The sequence below is a fragment of the Flavobacterium lindanitolerans genome (assembly GCF_002846575.1).
Taxonomy (GTDB): domain Bacteria; phylum Bacteroidota; class Bacteroidia; order Flavobacteriales; family Flavobacteriaceae; genus Flavobacterium; species Flavobacterium lindanitolerans.
In genome coordinates this window covers 97,747-117,815 of record NZ_PJND01000008.1, presented here as the reverse complement: position 1 = coordinate 117,815, position 20,069 = coordinate 97,747, and the positions used below count along the sequence as shown (strand labels likewise).

The 20,069-nt window shown below is 39.4% G+C and carries 17 protein-coding genes; 8 read left to right on the top strand and 9 right to left on the bottom strand.

Features of this window, described 5'->3' with window-relative positions; translation table 11 throughout:
• Positions 1 to 16: 16 nt before the first annotated feature.
• From B0G92_RS10380 to pdeM, 5 genes are all read left to right on the top strand, one after another.
• Positions 17 to 919, top strand: a complete 903-nt coding sequence (locus B0G92_RS10380) for a T9SS type A sorting domain-containing protein (protein ID WP_101472142.1) — start codon at positions 17 to 19, stop codon at positions 917 to 919.
• A 179-nt stretch (positions 920 to 1,098) separates the two neighbouring features.
• Positions 1,099 to 2,136, top strand: coding sequence for a ligase-associated DNA damage response exonuclease (locus B0G92_RS10375; RefSeq protein ID WP_056066374.1), 1,038 nt, complete (start codon positions 1,099 to 1,101; stop codon positions 2,134 to 2,136).
• A complete protein-coding gene (locus tag B0G92_RS10370) occupies positions 2,133 to 3,734 on the top strand; it encodes an ATP-dependent DNA ligase (protein WP_101472141.1) in 1,602 nt (533 codons plus the stop codon). The genes B0G92_RS10375 and B0G92_RS10370 overlap by 4 nt, the downstream gene beginning before the upstream one ends.
• Positions 3,735 to 3,745: 11 nt before the next feature.
• Entirely contained in the window at positions 3,746 to 6,211 is a 2,466-nt protein-coding gene (locus tag B0G92_RS10365; protein WP_101472140.1) for a ligase-associated DNA damage response DEXH box helicase, read from the top strand.
• Positions 6,212 to 6,227: 16 nt separating this feature from the next.
• Positions 6,228 to 6,869: a ligase-associated DNA damage response endonuclease PdeM gene (pdeM, locus tag B0G92_RS10360; protein WP_101472139.1), complete on the top strand. Its 642-nt coding sequence runs from the start codon at positions 6,228 to 6,230 to the stop codon at positions 6,867 to 6,869.
• 9 nt (positions 6,870 to 6,878) lie between these two features.
• Here the strand turns inward: pdeM and B0G92_RS10355 are convergent, their stop codons facing one another.
• From B0G92_RS10355 to B0G92_RS10340, 4 genes are all read right to left on the bottom strand, one after another.
• A complete protein-coding gene (locus B0G92_RS10355; RefSeq protein ID WP_101472138.1) occupies positions 6,879 to 7,505 on the bottom strand; it encodes an alpha-ketoglutarate-dependent dioxygenase AlkB family protein in 627 nt (208 codons plus the stop codon).
• A 17-nt stretch (positions 7,506 to 7,522) separates the two neighbouring features.
• Entirely contained in the window at positions 7,523 to 7,783 is a 261-nt protein-coding gene (locus B0G92_RS10350) for a hypothetical protein (RefSeq protein WP_056066389.1), read from the bottom strand.
• Between the two features lie 108 nt (positions 7,784 to 7,891).
• The gene (locus B0G92_RS10345) at positions 7,892 to 8,494 is read right to left on the bottom strand and encodes a class I SAM-dependent methyltransferase (RefSeq protein WP_101472137.1); all 603 of its coding nucleotides are present in this window, start codon (positions 8,492 to 8,494) and stop codon (positions 7,892 to 7,894) included.
• A 273-nt stretch (positions 8,495 to 8,767) separates the two neighbouring features.
• Positions 8,768 to 10,606 (bottom strand): ATP-binding protein, encoded by a 1,839-nt coding sequence (locus B0G92_RS10340; RefSeq protein ID WP_101472136.1) that lies wholly within the window; start codon positions 10,604 to 10,606, stop codon positions 8,768 to 8,770.
• 210 nt (positions 10,607 to 10,816) lie between these two features.
• Here B0G92_RS10340 and B0G92_RS10335 point away from each other — a divergent pair, with 210 nt between their 5' ends.
• Complete coding sequence (locus B0G92_RS10335) at positions 10,817 to 11,260, top strand: hypothetical protein (protein ID WP_101472462.1); 444 nt, start codon at positions 10,817 to 10,819, stop codon at positions 11,258 to 11,260.
• Between the two features lie 168 nt (positions 11,261 to 11,428).
• Here B0G92_RS10335 and B0G92_RS10330 read toward each other — a convergent pair whose 3' ends face one another.
• Both B0G92_RS10330 and B0G92_RS10325 read right to left on the bottom strand, forming a co-directional pair.
• Positions 11,429 to 12,154, bottom strand: a complete 726-nt coding sequence (locus tag B0G92_RS10330) for a LytR/AlgR family response regulator transcription factor (RefSeq protein WP_101472135.1) — start codon at positions 12,152 to 12,154, stop codon at positions 11,429 to 11,431.
• The gene (locus B0G92_RS10325) at positions 12,151 to 13,194 is read right to left on the bottom strand and encodes a sensor histidine kinase (RefSeq protein ID WP_101472134.1); all 1,044 of its coding nucleotides are present in this window, start codon (positions 13,192 to 13,194) and stop codon (positions 12,151 to 12,153) included. The genes B0G92_RS10330 and B0G92_RS10325 overlap by 4 nt, the downstream gene beginning before the upstream one ends.
• Positions 13,195 to 13,370: 176 nt before the next feature.
• Between B0G92_RS10325 and B0G92_RS10320 the strand changes: the two genes are divergently transcribed.
• Positions 13,371 to 15,746 (top strand): outer membrane beta-barrel family protein, encoded by a 2,376-nt coding sequence (locus tag B0G92_RS10320; RefSeq protein ID WP_101472133.1) that lies wholly within the window; start codon positions 13,371 to 13,373, stop codon positions 15,744 to 15,746.
• A gap of 128 nt (positions 15,747 to 15,874) precedes the next feature.
• Here the strand turns inward: B0G92_RS10320 and B0G92_RS10315 are convergent, their stop codons facing one another.
• Positions 15,875 to 17,092, bottom strand: a complete 1,218-nt coding sequence (locus B0G92_RS10315; RefSeq protein ID WP_101472132.1) for a hypothetical protein — start codon at positions 17,090 to 17,092, stop codon at positions 15,875 to 15,877.
• Between the two features lie 245 nt (positions 17,093 to 17,337).
• Positions 17,338 to 18,783, bottom strand: coding sequence for a MocR-like pyridoxine biosynthesis transcription factor PdxR (pdxR, locus tag B0G92_RS10310; protein ID WP_101472131.1), 1,446 nt, complete (start codon positions 18,781 to 18,783; stop codon positions 17,338 to 17,340).
• A gap of 86 nt (positions 18,784 to 18,869) precedes the next feature.
• Here pdxR and B0G92_RS10305 point away from each other — a divergent pair, with 86 nt between their 5' ends.
• Positions 18,870 to 19,316 carry a GNAT family N-acetyltransferase gene (locus B0G92_RS10305; protein ID WP_056066411.1) on the top strand — a complete coding sequence of 149 codons (447 nt, stop codon included), beginning with the start codon at positions 18,870 to 18,872 and terminating at the stop codon, positions 19,314 to 19,316.
• A 49-nt stretch (positions 19,317 to 19,365) separates the two neighbouring features.
• Here B0G92_RS10305 and B0G92_RS10300 read toward each other — a convergent pair whose 3' ends face one another.
• The gene (locus tag B0G92_RS10300) at positions 19,366 to 20,001 is read right to left on the bottom strand and encodes a hypothetical protein (RefSeq protein ID WP_101472130.1); all 636 of its coding nucleotides are present in this window, start codon (positions 19,999 to 20,001) and stop codon (positions 19,366 to 19,368) included.
• Positions 20,002 to 20,069: the final 68 nt, after the last annotated feature.

The following is a 20,069-nucleotide window of genomic DNA, read 5'->3' as shown; positions in this document are numbered from 1 at the left end:
TTAAAAACAGTGAATTATGATAAAAACTTTACCCTTTCTTGCTTTTTTAGCAAGTACTTTTTCTTTTGCACAGGTTACTATCGGTTCCGGAACATTGACAGATAGTAATGCTGGGCTTTCAACGCCCATTTCGATTTATTATTCCACTTCGTTGGCACAGATGATTTATATGGCTTCGGAGATTGGTACGGCGGGAACCATTACATCTATTGATTTTAAAGTCAACAATACCAATTCGTTGGTTAATACAAACGGCATGATTGACGTATGGATAGGACATACCACAAGGTCATCATACAGTCCTGTGGTAGGTACTTCCGGAGCCGATTGGATTAGTATTGCCGGACATAGCCAGGTAGTGGCAAATGGTACTTTTACGCAAACAGGCACCACGATTACATTTACGTTTAGTACTCCTTTTGCATACAACGGGACAGATAATCTTGTAATTACTGTAGATGCAAATAAACCTGGCGATGATGGAAACACAACGTTGTTTTACCAGATTCCAGCAACACCAAACATCACTTCCTTAATGATTCGGACAGATACCGCGGCTGATAATGCCGACCCGTTTAACCCGCCATTGAATTATACCGGAGGAACTATAGCTACATCAGTGCAGGCTAAGAGAACACGTCCTATAATTGTCCTGAATGGTCTTGTTTTAGGAGTTGAGGAACATGGTTTGGAAAGCGCTATTTCTTTGTATCCGAATCCGGCAACCAACGGATTGTTTGTGGCTTCGCAGAATAAAGTAGCATCAGGAGAGGTTTACACTATGACCGGACAATTGGTACGAAGCGTAACGATTGAAGAAAATAAAATTCCGATAGGAGATTTGTCATCCGGCGTTTACCTTTTAAAACTTCGTATGGAAGACGGGCAGATTCTTGATAAAAAATTTGTAAAACAATAATCCGTAAGATGGAAAATCTGAAAATCCCTTTGTGAAAGCAAAGGGATTTTGTTTTTTGAAATAGCTATTAATTGAACATTGAAACTTCCTTAAAAGTTAAACTTCTCAGAAACCTCTTTTAAAATTATTTTTACGATTGTAACTTTATAAGGCTTCCCTTTTGGCTATTAATTTAACTTATGAAGAACAAGCTACTGGTATTTAATGATAAAGGAATCTACTGTGCCCAGGCCGATGTATATCTCGACCCGTGGCGACCGGTAAAAAATGCAATTATTACCCACGGACATTCTGACCACGCGCGGTTTGGACACCGTTACTACATCACACATCATTACAATATTCCCATATTAAAGCACCGTTTGGGCGACATTGTTGTAACCGGAAAAGAATGGGGTGAAACCTTTACAATTAACGGGGTCACTTTTTCTCTGCATCCGGCCGGACACATTATAGGCAGTTCGCAGGTAAGGGTAGAATACAAAGGGGAAGTATGGGTTTTTACCGGCGACTATAAGACGGAAGATGATGGGATTTCTACTCCCTATGAAGCCATCCGTTGCCATACGCTTATTACAGAAAACACTTTCGGACTTCCTGCATTTCGGTGGCTTCCGCAAGCTGAAGTGATGCAGGACATCAATACCTGGTGGGCACAGAACAAGGCAGAGGGAAGGACTTCAGTATTGTTTGGCTATACATTGGGGAAGGCCCAGCGATTGCTCAAATATCTGGATTCGGATATAGGACCCATTTATACGCATGGTGCCGTTGAAAATATGACGGAAGTATTGCGGACTATAGTCGATTTCCCGCCTACAATCCGGATTACGCAGGAAACTAAAAAAGAAGCATTCCCCGGTAGTATGGTACTGGCGCCGCCCAGTGCACACGGAACCGTATGGATACGAAAGATGACTCCCTATGTGACGGCAGCAGCCAGCGGTTGGATGGCCTTTCGCGGAGCCCGAAGACGCAGGGCAATCGACAAAGGTTTTGTGCTTAGTGACCATTGCGATTGGCAGGGATTGCTTGAAAGCGTCAAGGCAACCGGAGCAGAACGAATAATCTGCACGCATGGCTATAGCGATATTTTTAGTGCCTACCTCAGGGAATTAGGATATGATGCAGTGACCGAAAATACGCAATACGAAGGCGATGAAGAGGAAATTTCTGTTGGAAATGAAAAGGATGCTGAAAAAAAAGAAGAGCTATGAGAAACTTTGCATCACTCATTAAAACACTCGACAGCTCGAATAAGACTTCAGTCAAGGTGGAGGCATTGACAGAATATTTCCTGCATGCCAGTGACCCGGATAAAGTGTGGACCATTGCACTCTTGTCGCATCGCAGACCTCCAAGGCCGGTCAATACAACCTTACTCCGATTATGGGCTTCAGAGCTGGCAAACATTCCGTTGTGGCTTTTTGAAGAATCCTATCATATAGTAGGTGATTTGGCAGAAACTATTGCCCTGATTATACCGGATAGCAAAGAGCATTCTGAGAAAAGCCTGAGTGAATATGTTGGTGAAATGATTGCATTGAAAAGTAAAAGTGAAGCTGAAAAACGCTTATACCTTCATGAAAACTGGCTAATGCTCAATTACTACGAACGTTTTGTCTTTACAAAATTAATTACTGGCAGTTTCCGTATCGGGCTCAGTCAGAAATTAATGACCAGAGCATTGTCCAAAGCAGTAGGCATTGATGAAGATGTACTGGCCTACAAGTTGATGGGAGACTGGAATCCTCAAAAAATTACTTTCCAAAAGCTGATACTGGAAGAAAAAAGCCAGGACTATTTATCCAAACCTTATCCGTTTTATCTGGCTTATGCCATCGAATCGGAACCTGAAAATTTAGGTGATGTCCGTGATTGGAGCATAGAGCATAAATGGGATGGCATCCGGTCGCAAACCATTATCCGATACGGAGAAGTTTATCTTTGGAGTCGGGGTGAAGAATTGATTACGGACAAATATCCCGAATTTCAGGCATTTGTGAATGTATTGCCGGATGGAACCGTAATTGATGGTGAAATCTTACCCTATAAGGATGGCAGAATTGGAACTTTTGGAGACTTGCAAACGCGTATTGGCCGCAAAACAATTACTAAAGCATTGCTACAGAAAACGCCGGTTATTATTAGAGCATATGACCTTTTAGAATGGCAGGGAAAAGACATCCGGAACCATCCGTATGAAGAAAGAAGGCAATTGTTGGAAGAACTTTATGATGCCGTAAAAGATTTGGGATTGCCGATGCAACTTTCGGAGCGTTTTGATATGGAAAGCTGGGAGGCCGTAACCGAAGAAAGAATGAAAGCAAGGGAATTGAATAGCGAAGGTCTTATGCTGAAACGTAAAAAATCTCCCTATCTGGTGGGACGTAAAAAAGGCGATTGGTGGAAATGGAAGCTGGAGCCGCTTACTATTGATGCGGTGCTGACCTATGCTATGAGAGGAAGCGGACGAAGGGCAAACCTGTTTACGGATTATACTTTTGCGCTCTGGCAGGATAAGGAAGACGGCTCACGTGAACTGGTTACTTTTGCCAAGGCTTATTCGGGGTTGACAGATGCCGAATTCAGGATGGTGGATGATTTCATTAAGAAAAATACGTTGGAGCGTTTTGGTCCGGTACGGAGTGTGACACCGGCACTGGTTTTTGAAATCGGTTTTGAGGGAATTGCACTTTCATCAAGACATAAAAGTGGAATTGCAACACGTTTTCCCCGTATTTTAAGATGGCGTACTGATAAGAAGATAGAAGAAGCAAATACGATTCAGGAACTTAAAAATATGATACGGTAGTAACAGTAAAAATGAACAGGGAGGCACTTTTTGATATAGCAAAGACATGGTTTTCAGGTAAAGGCTGGACACCGCATACTTTTCAGCTAAAGACCTGGACTGCCTTTTTGCAGGGAAAAAACGGACTGCTGAATGCTCCTACAGGCAGCGGTAAAACTTATGCATTGTGGATGCCGGTGGTGCTTGATTATATTAAAAAAAATCCTGAATATAAGACCCGGCATATTCCCGGTTTAAAAGCAATATGGGTCACGCCGCTTCGGGCACTCTCTGTTGAAATAAAACAGGCGGCGGAACGTGTTGCAGACGATTTGCAAACGGGGTTAACGGTAGGCATTCGCACAGGTGATACTTCTGCTACAGAAAAAAGCAGGCAGAAAACCAAAATGCCCGATTTGCTTGTAACAACACCGGAAAGCCTGCATCTTATGCTGGCTACCAAAGGATATGAGGCTGTTTTTAAAGACTGTACCGCTTTTATTGTTGATGAATGGCATGAATTGTTGGGAAGCAAACGCGGTGTGCAAATAGAACTGGCGCTTTCAAGATTGAAGACTGTAGCGCCAAAGCTTCGTATTTGGGGAATATCGGCAACTATAGGCAATCTGGAACAGGCCATGGAAGTATTGCTGGGACCTGAATCGGAAGCGTTTCAAAATAAGGAATTGGTCAGGGCACACATTGAGAAAAAAATAAAAGTCATCTCTATTATTCCGGATAAAATGGACAGTTATCCGTGGCGCGGACACATGGGATTGCATCTCATTGATGAGGTGGCTAATATTATCAAAAACAGCCGGACAACCCTCATATTTACCAATGTAAGGTCTCAATGCGAAATATGGTTTCAGGCTTTGCTGGAAAAATATCCTGAATTTGCGGGCGAAATGGCTATGCATCACGGAAGCATTAGCCGTGAAACCAGACAATGGGTAGAGCAGGCCATACGTGACGAACAACTCAAAGCAGTGATTTGTACGTCAAGTCTTGACCTAGGAGTAGATTTTGCTCCGGTAGAAACCGTAATTCAAATTGGCGGACCTAAGAGCGTTGCACGTTTTCTGCAACGGGCCGGACGTAGCGGGCATCGTCCCGGACAAGAAAGTGTTATTTATTTTCTGGCAACGCATGCTATTGAGCTGGTGGAAGCCTCAGCCTTAAAACGTGCCGTAAAGGAAACCGTTGTGGAAGATAGGATTCCTTACCTGAACAGTTGGGATGTTTTGGTACAATATCTGGTTACGTTGGCGGTATCTGACGGGTTTTATCCTTCAGCAATTTATAAAGAAGTCAAAAGTACTTTCTGTTATCAGGCCATGACAGAATCGCAATGGGCATGGATACTTAATTTTATTACCAAAGGAAGCCAGAGCCTTGAGGCCTATGACGAATACAAAAAAGTTGAAATAGAAGAAGACGGGCGTTTTAAAGTAAACAGCAGAAGCGTTGCATTACGCCATCGCATGCAGATGGGAACCATAGTGGGTGATGCTGTGATGAGTGTCAAATTTATGAGCGGTGGCTATATCGGCAGTATTGAAGAGTCGTTTGTATCAAAGTTATATCCGGGTGATGTATTTATTTTTGCCGGTCGGAAATTGGAATTGTATCGTACAAAAAATATGGAGGTTTTAGTACGTAAGGCCAATCCATCTGCCAAAGCACAGCATGCCAGTTGGATGGGAAGCAGAATGACACTTTCTGCACAAATGGGTGAGCTTATAAGAACCGAATTATATGCCGCAAACAATGAAAAGGCTTCACCGGAACTCCGCGCACTTAAACCTGTTTTTAAGCAACAGCAGAAGGAATCTGTTGTGCCTGATGCCGATGAGTTTCTGATTGAGACTTTTAAAACACGCGAAGGACATCATATTTTGTTTTATCCGTTTGAAGGTCGCTTCGTGCATGAAGCCTTGGCAAGCCTGATAGCGTACAGGATAAGCCTGCTAACGCCTATTACTTTTTCGCTGGCTTATAATGATTATGGTTTTGAATTGTTGAGTGACAAACAGATAGCTGTAGCGGAACTTCTGGACAACAATTTGTTTACACCCGAATATTTGCATGAAGACCTTCAGAAAAGCCTTAATGCTACTGAAATTGCCAGAAGAAAATTCAGGGATATAGCCGTAATAGCAGGATTGGTTTTTGCAGGCTATCCCGGCAGGATTATAAAAACGAAACACTTACAAAGTGGGTCGCAATTAATTTTTGAAGTATTTCGCGATTATGAACCGGATAATTTGTTGCTACAGCAGGCCTATAGGGAAACTTTTGAGCACCAGTTAGAGGAAGGCCGTCTGATTATGGCTTTAGAGCGAATTCAAAACCAGCAGGTAGTCTGGAAACAATGTGAAAAACCGACTCCTTTCAGTTTTCCTATCATCACAGATAGGTTGCGGGAACGATTGTCAACAGAAACTCTGGCAGAACGTATCAAGAAAATGACAGCCAGTTATATGAAGTCCAATTAGGAAATAAAGAAGAAGGATGACATTAGAAATTGAAATTAATAACCATGAGTTTGTACTCCACAACAGCGGTGCCCTCTATTGGAAAGGACAGGAAATGCTTTTGGTTTCGGATGTGCATTTGGGTAAAATTTCGCATTTCAGAAAACACGGTTCGGCGTTGCCTACCCAACCAATCTTTAAAAATTTCAGTAAGCTCGACAAGCTTGTGGACCATTTTGCCCCACAAAAAATCTGTTTTCTGGGTGATTTATTTCATAGCTCAATGAATAGGGAATGGCTTCTTTTTGAACAATGGAGAAACCGTACAGCTTTGCCAATCGTATTAGTAGCCGGTAATCACGATATTGTTGACCGTAAAAAATACGAAGAACTCCATATTCCCGTAGTAAACGAATGGTTGCTGGATGGTTTTCTGCTCACCCATTTTCCGGAAGAACGTGAAGGCTTGTATACTATTTCCGGGCACATTCATCCTTCCATAGTACTTGCCGGAGAAGGTCGGCAGTTTTTAAAACTGCCTTGTTTTTTTCAATCGCCATTCCAAATCATCCTGCCTGCTTTTGGTGAATTTACAGGAACATTCGCCATGGAATTACGGCAAGGAGACACGGCCTATGTACTCACAAAAGAAGAGATAATTGCGATAAGTAAACAATAAATTAAAACTTTAAGTTTTTCTGTTTACTTGTCTAAAAGTCAGGTTGATTCTCGGTAATACTTCTTTTGTTGTTTTAGGAATCTGGTGTTGCCAGAAACTATTAGTGGTTCCTGCCATGAGTAAGAAAGAACCGTGGTGTAAAGGAATTTCAACCTGCGGAATATCTGTACGGAATTTGTGCCGTAACCGGAACATTCTTGTTGCTCCAAAAGTGACGGAGGCAATTATGGGGTCTTTGCCTGAATTTCCTTCCCTGTCGCTATGCCAGGACACGCCATCTTTGCCATTGCGGTACAGATTGAGCAGCACACTGTTAAAGTTCAGTTGGGTTTCAGATTCCACTCTTTTGCGGATAGCCAATAGTTCGGGTGTCCAGTCAGGACCATTCACGTCTGCTCCGACGTTTTCCTTATCTTCATACCAGGCAATCATTCGGGGTGCGGTTACTACTTTATCATATATTTCCATTTCATATTCTCTCCATTTTGTTTGATGGAGCAGGGTAGTGTAATAGAAATCAGATTCTTCTTTAGTGAAAAAATTATCAATCAAAAGCAATTCCGTATCGGGCAGGTCAAATATTTTTTTGCCTCTGTTGCCGCTAAAAAATAGCTCAGTATCATTAAAAAGTGCCATAATGTTTTTGAGGGCAATTATTTCTTTCTTTTGGCTTTGCCTTCGGAGCCGGATGGGATGTCAAGACTATCGTGTCCTCTTTCTAAATTCTTTTCGCGTTTTTCCTGCGCTTCCTTTGTCGTTTTGATGTCTTTTGAAGTCTCCTTGCTGGAAGGACTAATGCCTTTCGAATGGCCGGATTCAAGATGTTCTTCAGCAGGTTTTTGATTGTCATAATCAATTTCAGGCTTTTTTTTGCTTGAAACTTTTGGGACCGGAGTTTGATTTTTACCTTTCATAACGTTGTTTTTATAACTTTTCGTATCATTAGCTTAGTTACAAATTTCCGTTATTTGTCTTGCAAAGGTGTTATATCATCTCCAAGAATGCTTATAAAGTTTGTTTGGCTACCGTTTTTTACATACAATCAGATAAAACGGATAGTTTTCCGTAATCTCCCGGATTTCAATTAATCCGGCTTTTCCAAATTCTGACTGTATGGATTCCGGTTCGTAAAAATACATCTTAACTCCTTCAAAAATTTCGTAACGGTCTTTGCTGATAAATTTTCCGGAACCATAGGTATGCGCTTTTTTGGAAATAGCTGTAAAGACCATATATCCATTGTTTGTTAATTGTTGAAAGCAATCCTGAATCAGTTTTTTTCTTTCCTGTTCGTCCAGCAGATGGATGAGTGCATGACAATAAATTCCATCATATAGATTGGCGTCAAACGGCATATCGGTTACGGAACCATGGTGAATAGTGATGTCGTTTCCGTAATGCTTTTTAGCCAATTTAATAGCCGTTTTTGATATTTCTATTCCGGTTACATCTATTCTGTTTTCTCTGAAAACCTGTGCATTTCTGGCATAGCCAATGCCCGGAATGAGTATCTTTTTGATTGCATTCTCTACAAAAAGATTTTTCGTCAGAAGGGCTGAATTCGCAGGTTCCAGTCCCCACATTTCGCGTTTTTCGCTAAAATTTGTTTCCCAAAATTCTGCCATAATAACTCGTTTATTAGTTATAACAAAAATAAAGATAATTCATTTAATGCAATTATGTCGCAATAATTTTTTTGGCAGTGGCTAAGGTATGAAGGTACTAAGTTGCTGAGGTACTGAGGTTTTAAGGTTATGTATGTCGTTTAAAACACAAGTTATTAAAAATAGATTTCCGGTCGTTCTTTCATATTGGTATGGATTCTTTGAATGTGTGTAATTCTTTGAATCTGTGGCTGAATTAAGAAAGTTTAAGACTCCGGGAGTTAATTTATGTAATTAATTTCCAGAATTAAAGGGCAGGTCAACAAAAAAAGTGGTACCGCTGGAGTTATTGTTTTCAAACCAGATTTTTCCATTATGGGCTTCTACAATCTGTTTTGAAATGGCCAATCCCATTCCAAATGGCTGTTCGCCCGCAGTGCCGGGTCTTTTGGCTTCAGTAAAAAGGTCAAAAATCTTTTCACCCATTTCAGGAGGTATGCCAATACCTTCGTCTTTAACCAAAATGCGTATTTTTTGTTCTTTCTGTGTCATTTTAATCTTTATCCTGGTTCCGTTAGGGCTAAACTTGATGGCATTGGCAATCAGATTACTGATGACCCTCCACAGTTTTTCGCGACTTGCATTTACTATTGCGGTAACAATTTCCAAATTGAGCTGTTGTTGCTTTACATCGGCTTTGCTTTTTAGCAGGGCCACACAATATTTAAGCATTTCTGCGATATCAACGGGCTCTTTTTTCAACTGCTCGCTGCTAAATTGTAGCTGTAACAGGTTGTCGACCAAATCCAGTGAGTTTTGTCCTGATGTTTTCATCAGTTCAAGCATGGTTCTGTCTTCCTCAGACCTGTCAGGTTCTTCGAGCATCATGGAGGCAATAGCATGTATTCCGCCTATGGGATTGCGAAGGTCATGCGCCACAATGCGTATCATACGGGTATTGTCTGCCTGACTCTGCTCCAATGCGCTTAATGCCTTTTTCATCTGGCTGTTCTGCCGCTTGGTACGCCGTAAATGTTTACGAATGGAAATAATCATTGAAATGGCCAGAACAAAAGCAATACACGCCAATACAGACAAGGCTAACTGGTAGTTATACCTGCTTTCCAATGATTTTATTTCTTCATCTTTTACGGCGTAATCGATATAATCTATTCCCGATTCCCGGCTTAGTGCCGATTCCTTATCGTGAATTTCAATTAGTTTCTGACTATATTCGGCCGCGGCTGCATAGTCTTTGCGGGCATTATAGATTTCAAACAGTTTCCGTACTAAGATTTCGCTATAATACAGGTAGTCGTTATTTTCTGCAATAGCCAAAGCCTGTTTATAGTAGTGTATGCTCTGTTCTGGGTCTGTTGCTTCCAGTTGCTGGCCCATATCAATATGCATATCCATTGACACATAAAATAATTTTTTGTCGATGGCAGTTGAAATGGTCTGTTCCAGCAAGGCCAATCCTTCGGCACGATTGCCATGCTTGATAAGGTCGTCTGCAATAAGCTGGTCAATGGCAACCAGCGTACGTTCGTCTTTATATTTTGCAGCAATCTTTTGGGCTACGTTGATATAATAGTGGGTTGAATCTCTGCTAAAATGTTCCGGATAAGACAGCAAATAGTTATAAATAACCAAAGACCTGATGGAATCGTTACGGAGCTTTTCGGATTGCCTGAAAGCCAAATCATAACGGCGCAAGGCACGGTCGTCTTTGCCCATTTCCTGATAAACCATACCAATATTCATCAGGGATTGCACACAATTCGTAGCATCGCCCAGTTTTTTATATCTCGTATAGCCCTGGTTATAATATTTTAAAGCCAGTTGAAAATTGCCTTTAATGTCAAAAAAAACACCCAGATTGTTCATGGCATCGGCTCTGCCTTGCTCATAATTATGGCGGTTGGCAATTTCGCGGGCCATTCGGGCATAATAAAAAGTACTGTCGGCATTTTTTTCATAGAGCAACATTGCCATTCTGTTCAGCCTATCAACATATTGAAGGCTATCACTGATTTTAGGAAGGGAAGCCTGGATTTTTTTTAATTCAGAGGACTGAGCAAAGCTTATATTCCAAGTTAGCAACAATAAACAGAAAAAAGATAGTCTTTTCATATGGCCTTGATTTGGTAGAGTCGGGGAACTATACAGGCTAATATAAGCATTTATTCCATAAATAAGATACTTAAAGTCGTAATGGAGGAATATTACTTATTTTATGAAATGAGTATCTAATTTCTTACTTTTGGATATAGGAAATTTTAAGCTTTGCAACTTTATATTTTTACGTGAAAATAGTTGCCGGCAATAACCAATGGAACAGTTATGCAAAACCGTTTTTCAGACCAAAATAAGACTCTTTCCCATTTCTATGATGAGGTTTGGGTGGTTTGTCCTGCATGCGGCAAGAAAGCTGTGGCTAAAGCTTCTGCTGAGAATAAATCGACCCGATTGTATTGTTCCAACTGCGGTTATATTAAAGAAGCCTCAATGGAAACTTCAATAGCAGGCCAAAAAGCGATTCTTAGATGGGCCGCACACAATTATTTCGATGTGGAACTCTGGTTGCAATATCCGTTTAAAAACGATGTGTTTTTTGCTTATAACGGCGAACATCTGAATTATCTGGAACAGTATATTTCCGCAACCCTACGTGAGCATAAAGACCGCACACATTTCACCCTTTTGGAAAAACTCCCTAAATTTTATCATGAGGCTAAAAACCGTAAAGCCTTACTTACCATCATTAAAAAACTTGAAAAAAAATAGTGAAGTTGGAAGTTGGAAGTCGAAAGTTGGAAGTCGAAAGTTGAAAGTCGAAAGTTGAAAGTCGAAAGTTGAAAGTCAAAAGTCAAAAGTCGAAAATCTAAAATCTAAAATCATAAATCAAAAGTATAGCTTATCCACTATCCACTACCAACTATCCACTATCAACTATTATAAGAAGCTTTTCACCCAATCCTGAAACTTAATCTTATACGTTTCGCCTATAGGAACAATGTTTTTTTGGATAAACACCCTGTTACGTTCAATCGTTTCAATCTGGTCCAGCCTGATGATATAAGATTTGTGTACTCTCATAAAATCAGATGCAGGTAATTTTGCTTCAAAATCTTTGAGCGTATCGAGCACGATAAGTTTTTCATTCTTTAGATGCAAATACAGATAATCTTTTAAGCCTTCAACCAGTAGTAAATCGTTCAGGTTTATTTTTACCAGCTTGCCATCGGTTTTTATGAATAAGAATTCATCCGGTTTTTCTTCGGTTTTAGCCGCTATTTCTACAGTGGGAGCCGGTTTTTCCTGGGCAAGGGATTCTATTTTCTGTATGCATTTATAAAAACGGTCAAATGAAATAGGTTTTAGTAAATAATCGACTACATTATGTTCGTAGCCTTTCAGTGCATATTCGCTATAGGCAGAAGTAATGACAAACTTGGTCTTATTGCCCAGCATTTCCATCATCTGTATGCCTGTAAGTTCCGGCATTTGTATGTCGATAAATAATACATCAATGTTTGTTTGGGCTATGAGTTGCAGTATTTCAAACGGATTTGTTGTAGCTTTTACCAATTCAAAACTTGAAATTTTTTCTACATATTTTGACAAGAGCGCCACTGCCATGGGTTCATCGTCGAGGATTGCACAGCGGATGGTTCTCATAGTGTGATGTCTAATTTTATGTAATACATGTTTTCTTTTCTGGTAATTTCTAATGAGTGCTTGTCAGGAAAATACAATTGCAATCGCTTTTTTATATTTTCAATACCAACGCCCGACTGATGGTCTTTTTTATAATTGTTGATGCTGTTTTGTGTCTGTAAAATTAGATGATTTTTATTTTGTGTCAGTTCAATAGTAAAGGACTGTTCCGGATTGTTCAGAATACCGTGTTTAAAGCCATTTTCTACAAATGGAATCAGTAACAAAGGAGGAATGCGGCATTCCGGATTTTCGATATTCTTCTTGAAAAACACCTGCGCATCGCCTGAAATCCGCATGGTTTCTAAAGCAATAAAATTTTCTATGTAGGCTATTTCACGTTGCAATGCAATAGTTTCATTTTGGCTCTCATAGGTCATATAACGCATGAGTCCGCTCAATTGCTCGACAGCCGGAAGTGCTTTTTCTGATTTTTCGAATATCAGATAATAAATATTGTTCAGGGTATTAAATATAAAATGCGGATTGATTTGCGATTTCAGGAAATTGATTTCGGTCTCCCGCTTGCTTTCCAATAAAGCGAGTTGCTCTTTTTGCAGGCGTAACATGTTTACAATAAACCATAAGACAGAAGAAGCCATAATAGGAAGGCTGCTGTACGCTAAATTATCATAGATATAGTAAGTAACGGTTACTCCTTTGTAATAATTATGGAAACCAAACAGAATGTCAAACAAAACTTCTTCTATCAAATAGCGCATTCCGATAAAAATTATAAACAGGGCCAAAAATGACAATGCAATGCGTTTTACTTTTTTTACATCAAAAAACTTTGGCATAAATACTAAGTAATTCAGGTAAAAAACAAAAATATAAATTGCTGTAAATGAGAGCATCAGGAGATATTCCGGTTTATTGAAATCGAAAGCCAGTATTGGAAAAGAGATTTTTTGTTGCTTAAAGTCGAATACAGTCAAATCCTGCATTATATAATACAACCAAAACAAAAGGTGTAGCAGAATCACATATTTTTTTTTCATTTCAGGGCTATTTTTTCAGAGTGGAAAAGTAGGGCATTACGCAATAAGAAAAAACTTTTTTTCGACAAACACTCCATTTTCTCCGACCAACCCATTGGTCGGATTTTTGACCGGGCTGGTCGAAATAAAAAAAATAAAAACAGTAAAAGCCGAAGATTTGCTGAAAAATATTACACATGAAAACAGCATCACATTTTTTAGTTTGGATTTCAATTCTATTTACCACTTCACTTTTTGCACAGACACATGAAATAAAAGGCATAGCACAAGCCAATGGCGAGCCTGCAGCATTTTACGATGTTCTGTTGATAGCTAAAGATACTCTTAGAGGCAAGACTGCCGAAAATGGTTCTTTTGCCTTACAGGCACAAACAGGCAATTACCGTTTAGAGGTTTTATATTTTGATGAAGTGGTATACAAACAAGAACTTTTGTTAAAGAGCAATACTGATTTAGGAGTGATTGCGTTTGAAAGCAAAACAAAACTCGATGAGGTTGTAATTGAAGCTCCTAAAAAACTGATGGAACGCAAAGCAGACCGTTTTGTATATCATGTAGCCAATGCAACATCATCTACAGGAGGTACTGCTATAGACGCACTCAGAACAACACCCGGTGTTACGGTGACTCAGGAAAGCATCAGCATTTCGGGTAAAAATTCAGTTATGGTGTTAATTGATGATAAGCCAACTTATATGGAACAGGCGGAACTGATGAATTATCTGGAGAGTATCAGCGCGTCGAACTTGTCAAAGATTGAAGTAATTACGACACCGCCAGCCAAATATCAGGCGGAAGGCAATAGCGGTATTATCAATATTGTTACGAAAAAGGTTAAGAAAGACAGTTGGAATGGGTTATTTGGCGGAGCTTATCAACGCGGACATAGAAATACGCAACAGTACAATACCGCTTTCAATCTGCAAAAGAATAAGCTCACATTAAGAAGTTCTGCCAGCACAGGAATACGACGTTCATTAATCAATTGGGATAATGATATTTATTACTCTGATGCTTTTTGGCAGAATGAAAGCAGCTCCGATGGTAAAAACCGCTATTTCAACGGACAGTTGGCCCTGGATTATCAACTGACAAAAAAATGGACAATTGGCACAAAAGTTTCTGCCTACACTTCTAAATTTACGGATATGCAGCCACAGCTTACGACTATTTTTGACCAAAAAGGAGGAGCTATTCAACAATTTATGAAGAATAATGCGACATCAAATGATAAAACTTATCAGCAGATTTACAACCTGTATTCAGAATATAAGCTGGATACTTTGGGCAAAAAAATGATGGTGGATGTTGATTTTGTGAACTATCACACGCCAACTTTTAATCGTTATGCTTATGCCAACTATAATCCGGCAAACGAACTGATTGCCAATTCCCAACATGCCGGTATTAATGATGTCGACATCAGAATACAAAATCTGTCGGCTAAAGTAGATTTTGAACTGCCAACCAAAATAGCCGATTTTACCGCTGGTGCCCGATTTTCCAATTCAAAATCTGATAACCTTATTAATGCTTTTAAACAGGACGAAAACGGTGAAATGGTATATGATACCAATCTGTCGAATTATTTTGAATACACCGAAAAGAATGAGGCATTGTATATTTCCGGAAATAAAAAGTTCAATGATAAATGGAACATTCAGGCGGGCTTACGTTTGGAAGCTACCCAAACGGACGGATATTCGAGAGAGGCCAATAACCGACATAAGAATGACTATTTTAAATTGTTTCCTACGCTGTATGTATTGCATCAATTCACAGAAGATAAAAGTCTTGGTTTCAATTATTCCCGTCGTATCCGTCGTCCGAGTTACGAAAGCCTGAATCCATTCCGTACGATTAACAACGAATTTAGTTACAATGAAGGAAATCCGTTTTTAAGACCGTCATTTACGCATAATTTTGAAGTGACATTTACGTATAAGACATTTGATTCACGACTTAGTTTTTCAAGTATGAGAGATGGCGTAAACCAGGCTTCTATCCTGAATCCGGATACCAAACAGAACAATTATATCTGGATGAATTATGTAAATGAAGACATGCTTAGCTTTACGCAGAGTTATACGGCAAAACCAACTCCGTGGTGGACCAGCGTGAATAATTTTAGTTTGAGTTATTCCGAATCCGATATTGCAGTTTCTGACAGGAGAAATAAGGGAGCGTCTTCGTCTTTTTTCACAACCAATGATTTTACCTTAAACAAAAACAAAACGTTTTTCCTGAGTATTAGTTATTTTCAGAATTTTGGAGAAACTTTCCAGAACTCAAGCCTAAAACCGTATGCCAAATTTTATGCGACGGTAAAATACCAAATGCTGGATAAAAAATTAGAGTTGGGCATTAGCGGAACTGATATTTTTAACGGACGCGAATATTCAAAACAGAACATGTATGGGGTAACCCAGGAATTTAAAAATGTTTGGGACACACAGCGCATCCGTTTTTCATTGACTTATCGTTTTGGTAATAGAAATCTTAAAACAAGCGAACGTCAATCTGGAAATTCTGAAGAGTTGAACAGATTGTAGCCAGAAGTGATAAGAATAACCCGTTGATTTGTCAACGGGTTTATTGTTTTTTCCGTATCGTCAATATATTGTTAGTCAGGGAATTTTGGTCTGGATATAAATTAATAAGTAAATAAATCTTTTGGTAATTATGGAATAACAATCCATTTTGTTCCGGTACTCTGCACTACTATAGAACCGGTTGCTGAGGTAATAACTGATCCGTCTTTTGTAATATCTGTTCCGGTCGCATTCAGGTTTACAGAACCTCCTGTAACATCGCATACTATATTATAAATTCTTCCAACATTACTGCTGTCTGCTGCTGGAAGTGTTACTGTGATTCCGGAAACAGCATAAAGTACAGTATAATCTTTGTCTGTGAGCGAGTAATTGATATTAGTGCTTTTGATTGCTGCACTAAAGGAGCCGGTAATTTGTAGCGTACTGTTTGGGGTAGTGTTGCCAATTCCTACATTTACAGCATTCGAATCAATTCCACCCAATACCATACTATTATCTGCCTCAACTACTGCCGAGTAGCCAATTGCAGTTGCATTTTCTAAGCTATTGAGAGTGCTGCCTGCAAACGAACCTATAAAAGTATTTCCGTTGCCACTTACCAAAGACAATCCGGTATTGTCACCTAAGCCAATATTGTGCCCACCATTATTCAGCGAAGGCAGAACTCCAAAACCTATACCAATATTAGAAAAACTGTCTGTATTACTTGACAGTGTTTGATTTCCAATGGCAATATTTACACTGCCAGATGTAGTTGCCTGTAATGCATTCCTACCAATGGCTATATTTAATTGACCGCTATCAATATTCGTAAGGGCAGATTCACCTATGGCTATATTGGCGGCTCCGGAAGTAGTCTCGTTACCACCTTCTAAAAAGATATTGGTGTATAGCGGGTCACTACTGGTATTTGAAAAATCTAATCTTCCTCTCTGCGTAATTCTCAGACGTTCCATATTGTCTGTTCTGAAAGTGAGGTCTTGCGCGTCTGTAGTGCCTAAAAAATCAGCGTTGGCATCGGTTCCGGAATTTCCGGCCAATTGCCATCCGTTACCGCGGCTATCCATGCGTTGCCATTTCCCGCCCAACCAGTAATAATAGCCAGGCGTAATGTCGGCTACAGTTGCGGTATTGAACAGGAGCAGACCATCTACGTTTCCTGTAGTAATTGTTGAGGTATCGGTTGAACCGGTTAGTGCTACTCTTGGAATCAGGATACCTTTGTCTGTAGCTGTCACATCCAGGGCAGTAGAAGCATCCGGGTTAATTGTTCCGATACCAATTTGGGCATATGCTGTCCCTAAAAAGCCCAGCATTAGCATAGTCAAGTAGCTTTTATTCATGGTTTCCTAAATTTAATTTGAAATTGCTTTTTTGGACAAAGATTATTCAATTTCTATCCATAAAAGTATCCATGAAGAAATTCATGGGGAGTAAGGGAACCGTTGTGTATAGCCATGGGGTAGGTTATTACACAGAAGGTTAAATATTCTTTAGGGCTACTTTTTTCTATTGTAAAATTAGGAAAAAAATGAAACCACATATTGGGAATTGGATTTTTTTTTTATTTAAAAAAACAAGCGAAAATTTAGTTTTCCAATGCTGCTTTTAAACATAAAACAGCTTCCTCAAGTTCTGGTTCATTCATTGAGGCAAATCCAAAGCGAAAGGCATTTTCCTGAGTATGAATTCGTTTGATATGCAATTGAGGTACTGACTCCAATTTGTTTACTGAAAAAGTGGGGTTTATTTTAATCCAGATTGCCATTCCTCCATCAGGCAGAGAATACGAAACAGAATCACCCAAATGCTTTTTTAGCAGTGCATCCAGATAGTCCCTGCGTTGATGATAGCTTTTTTTTGTTTTTTTAAGACATCTGCTCAAATCTCCGTTTTTAATGAGTTCCGCCAACGCATTCTGCATATATCCGTCGCCTCCAAAGTCAATTTCTTCCCGAAGCATTGTGCATTGTTCAATAAAGTTTTTGGGTGCTATCATAAAACCAATACGTATAGAAGGACCTAAAATCTTAGAGAAAGACCCCATATAAATTATATTGCCGTTATGGCTTCCGCTGGCTATAGGCAAAAAGGGAGAGGAAGCATAATGGTAATCGTAGTCATAATCATCTTCAATAATAGCAAAAGAATATTGATGGGAGAGTTCCAAAAGTTTCATTCTTCTTTGCACACTCAATGTCACGGTTGTTGGATAGTGGTGATGGGGAATAACATAAACTGCGGTTATTTTTTTCTTTTTGCATATTTTTTCCACTGCAGCCATATCCAGTCCATTTTCATCAACAGCGACTTCAATTAGCGTTGCTTTGGTTCTTGCAAATGTTTTGTTAGCTATAGGATAATCGGGATTACCGGTAATAATAGTAGCGTCTTTATCTAATAGCAGCTGAGAAGCCAGATAAATACTCATCTGGGCGCCATGTGTAATTAACAGATTATCGGCTGTGATATTCAGTCCGCGGGTTTTGGATAAATAGTTGACAAGTTCATTTCTTAGTTTCAATGTGCCTTGCGTGGTTCCTACTATAGCATTTTTGACGGCATATTTCCGGGTTGTATAGGACCTGTATATTTTTAACAGGTCTTCTATGGGTGAAAGCCTTATGTCGGGATAGCCGTCATCGATAAGGATTTCAGGAGCGGTTAGTATTTTCTTATCAGACGTTTTTTCTTCTGCTTTATGAAAAGGAAGGCTAAAAGTATTTTGATAGGATGATGCAGCTTCTTTCTGACTCCAGTTCTTGGCTTTTAATACCGGAATCTGTTTCGATACAGTCACCTGTTTTCTTGGAATGACAATTATCCAGTCCTGGGCATGCAGTTCGTCATAGGCCGCAATCACTGTTTTACGATGTACGCCCAGTAATTTAGAAAGTTCTCTTGTTCCTGGCAAGGGAGTTCCGGCTTTTAATGTTCCCGTTCTTATTTTATTGATAATTGAGATGGCAATCTGTCTGTATAAAGGAGTCTTACTCCCTTTATCAATGGTAATGATATTTTGAAATGGAAACATCTGGACTACTTATTAAGTTATATCTGGATTACAAAGGTAGTCCAAATTAAAGATACTTTAGCCGGATAATTTAAATACTTAACAACATGAATTATCAAATTAAAAAAGCAAGTCTGGAAGACTTGAATGAAACCGCCGTTTTGTTTAATCTCTACAGAGTTTTCTACCGACAGGAATCCGATTTGGAAAGAGGCAAGACATTTTTAAAAGAAAGGTTCCTAAACAGCGAATCTGATATTTTTCTGGCTATAGTTGATGGTAAAGCGGTAGGGTTCGTCCAGCTGTACAAACTTTTTCATTACACCAAACTGCAGAAACAATGGTTATTAAGCGATTTGTTTGTACATCCGGATTACAGAGGGAAAGGACTTTCTGTAGCCTTGATTGACCGTAGTAAACAATGGTGTGAAGAAACCGGGGCTTGCGGATTAATGCTTGAAACAGAAAAGACAAACGATATTGGAAACCAACTCTATCCGCGTTGTGGATTTGAGTATGACGGATTGCATAATTACTACCATTGGTGGAAATAGATAGAAGAACGGCAGATTAGTAGTCTGCCGTTTTTAAATCATTTTAAAATTAGTACTGATAGCGCAGTTTTCGTGCCAATAAAAGTAACGAAGCCGGTACGAAAAGCGAAAGGAAGAGCAAAACAAATTTTATTACAGTAATCCATCCAAGCGACCCGGCTATAAACGGATGTTGTTTTGGAAATTCGGAAAGGAGATAAAATACTGTTGCATTTTCAAGCATATCAAACCCAAACCATATCCACGGAAGTAACCCGGCTATTTTGAAGAAATATTTTGGAAGTTTTATCCGTTGCAATGTGAATTTGGAAAAAGTATGCAGAAATGCCAGCATAGATAAAGGAAAAACAACATCAATAGTATATGTAAAACGTTTATATACCTGTATTCCTATCTCAGTAAATGACTGCATATAGTGATATACAGCATCGCTCCCGAATATTGGCTTTTTGTCGAATATTTCCAGTCCGCCCAATAGCATACTTACCTGTTTGGAGCCTGCGGGAATAGTAAAGGCATGTGTAATGATAAATACAATAAGAAAAATCAAAAAGACAAGCCCCAGCTTTTTCACACTTACTTTTCCATCTGCGGATACAGTATTTGTGTTATTGCCAAGAAGTATTCCAAAAATAAGACCCAGCAAGAAAATTGTGGGTATATAAAAAATGTGTTGAAAAGTCATAGCCTTATATTTTTACCGTTTAAGAATGCTTCAAAGAACAGCTTTTGTTTCGGTAAAAATATTGGTCT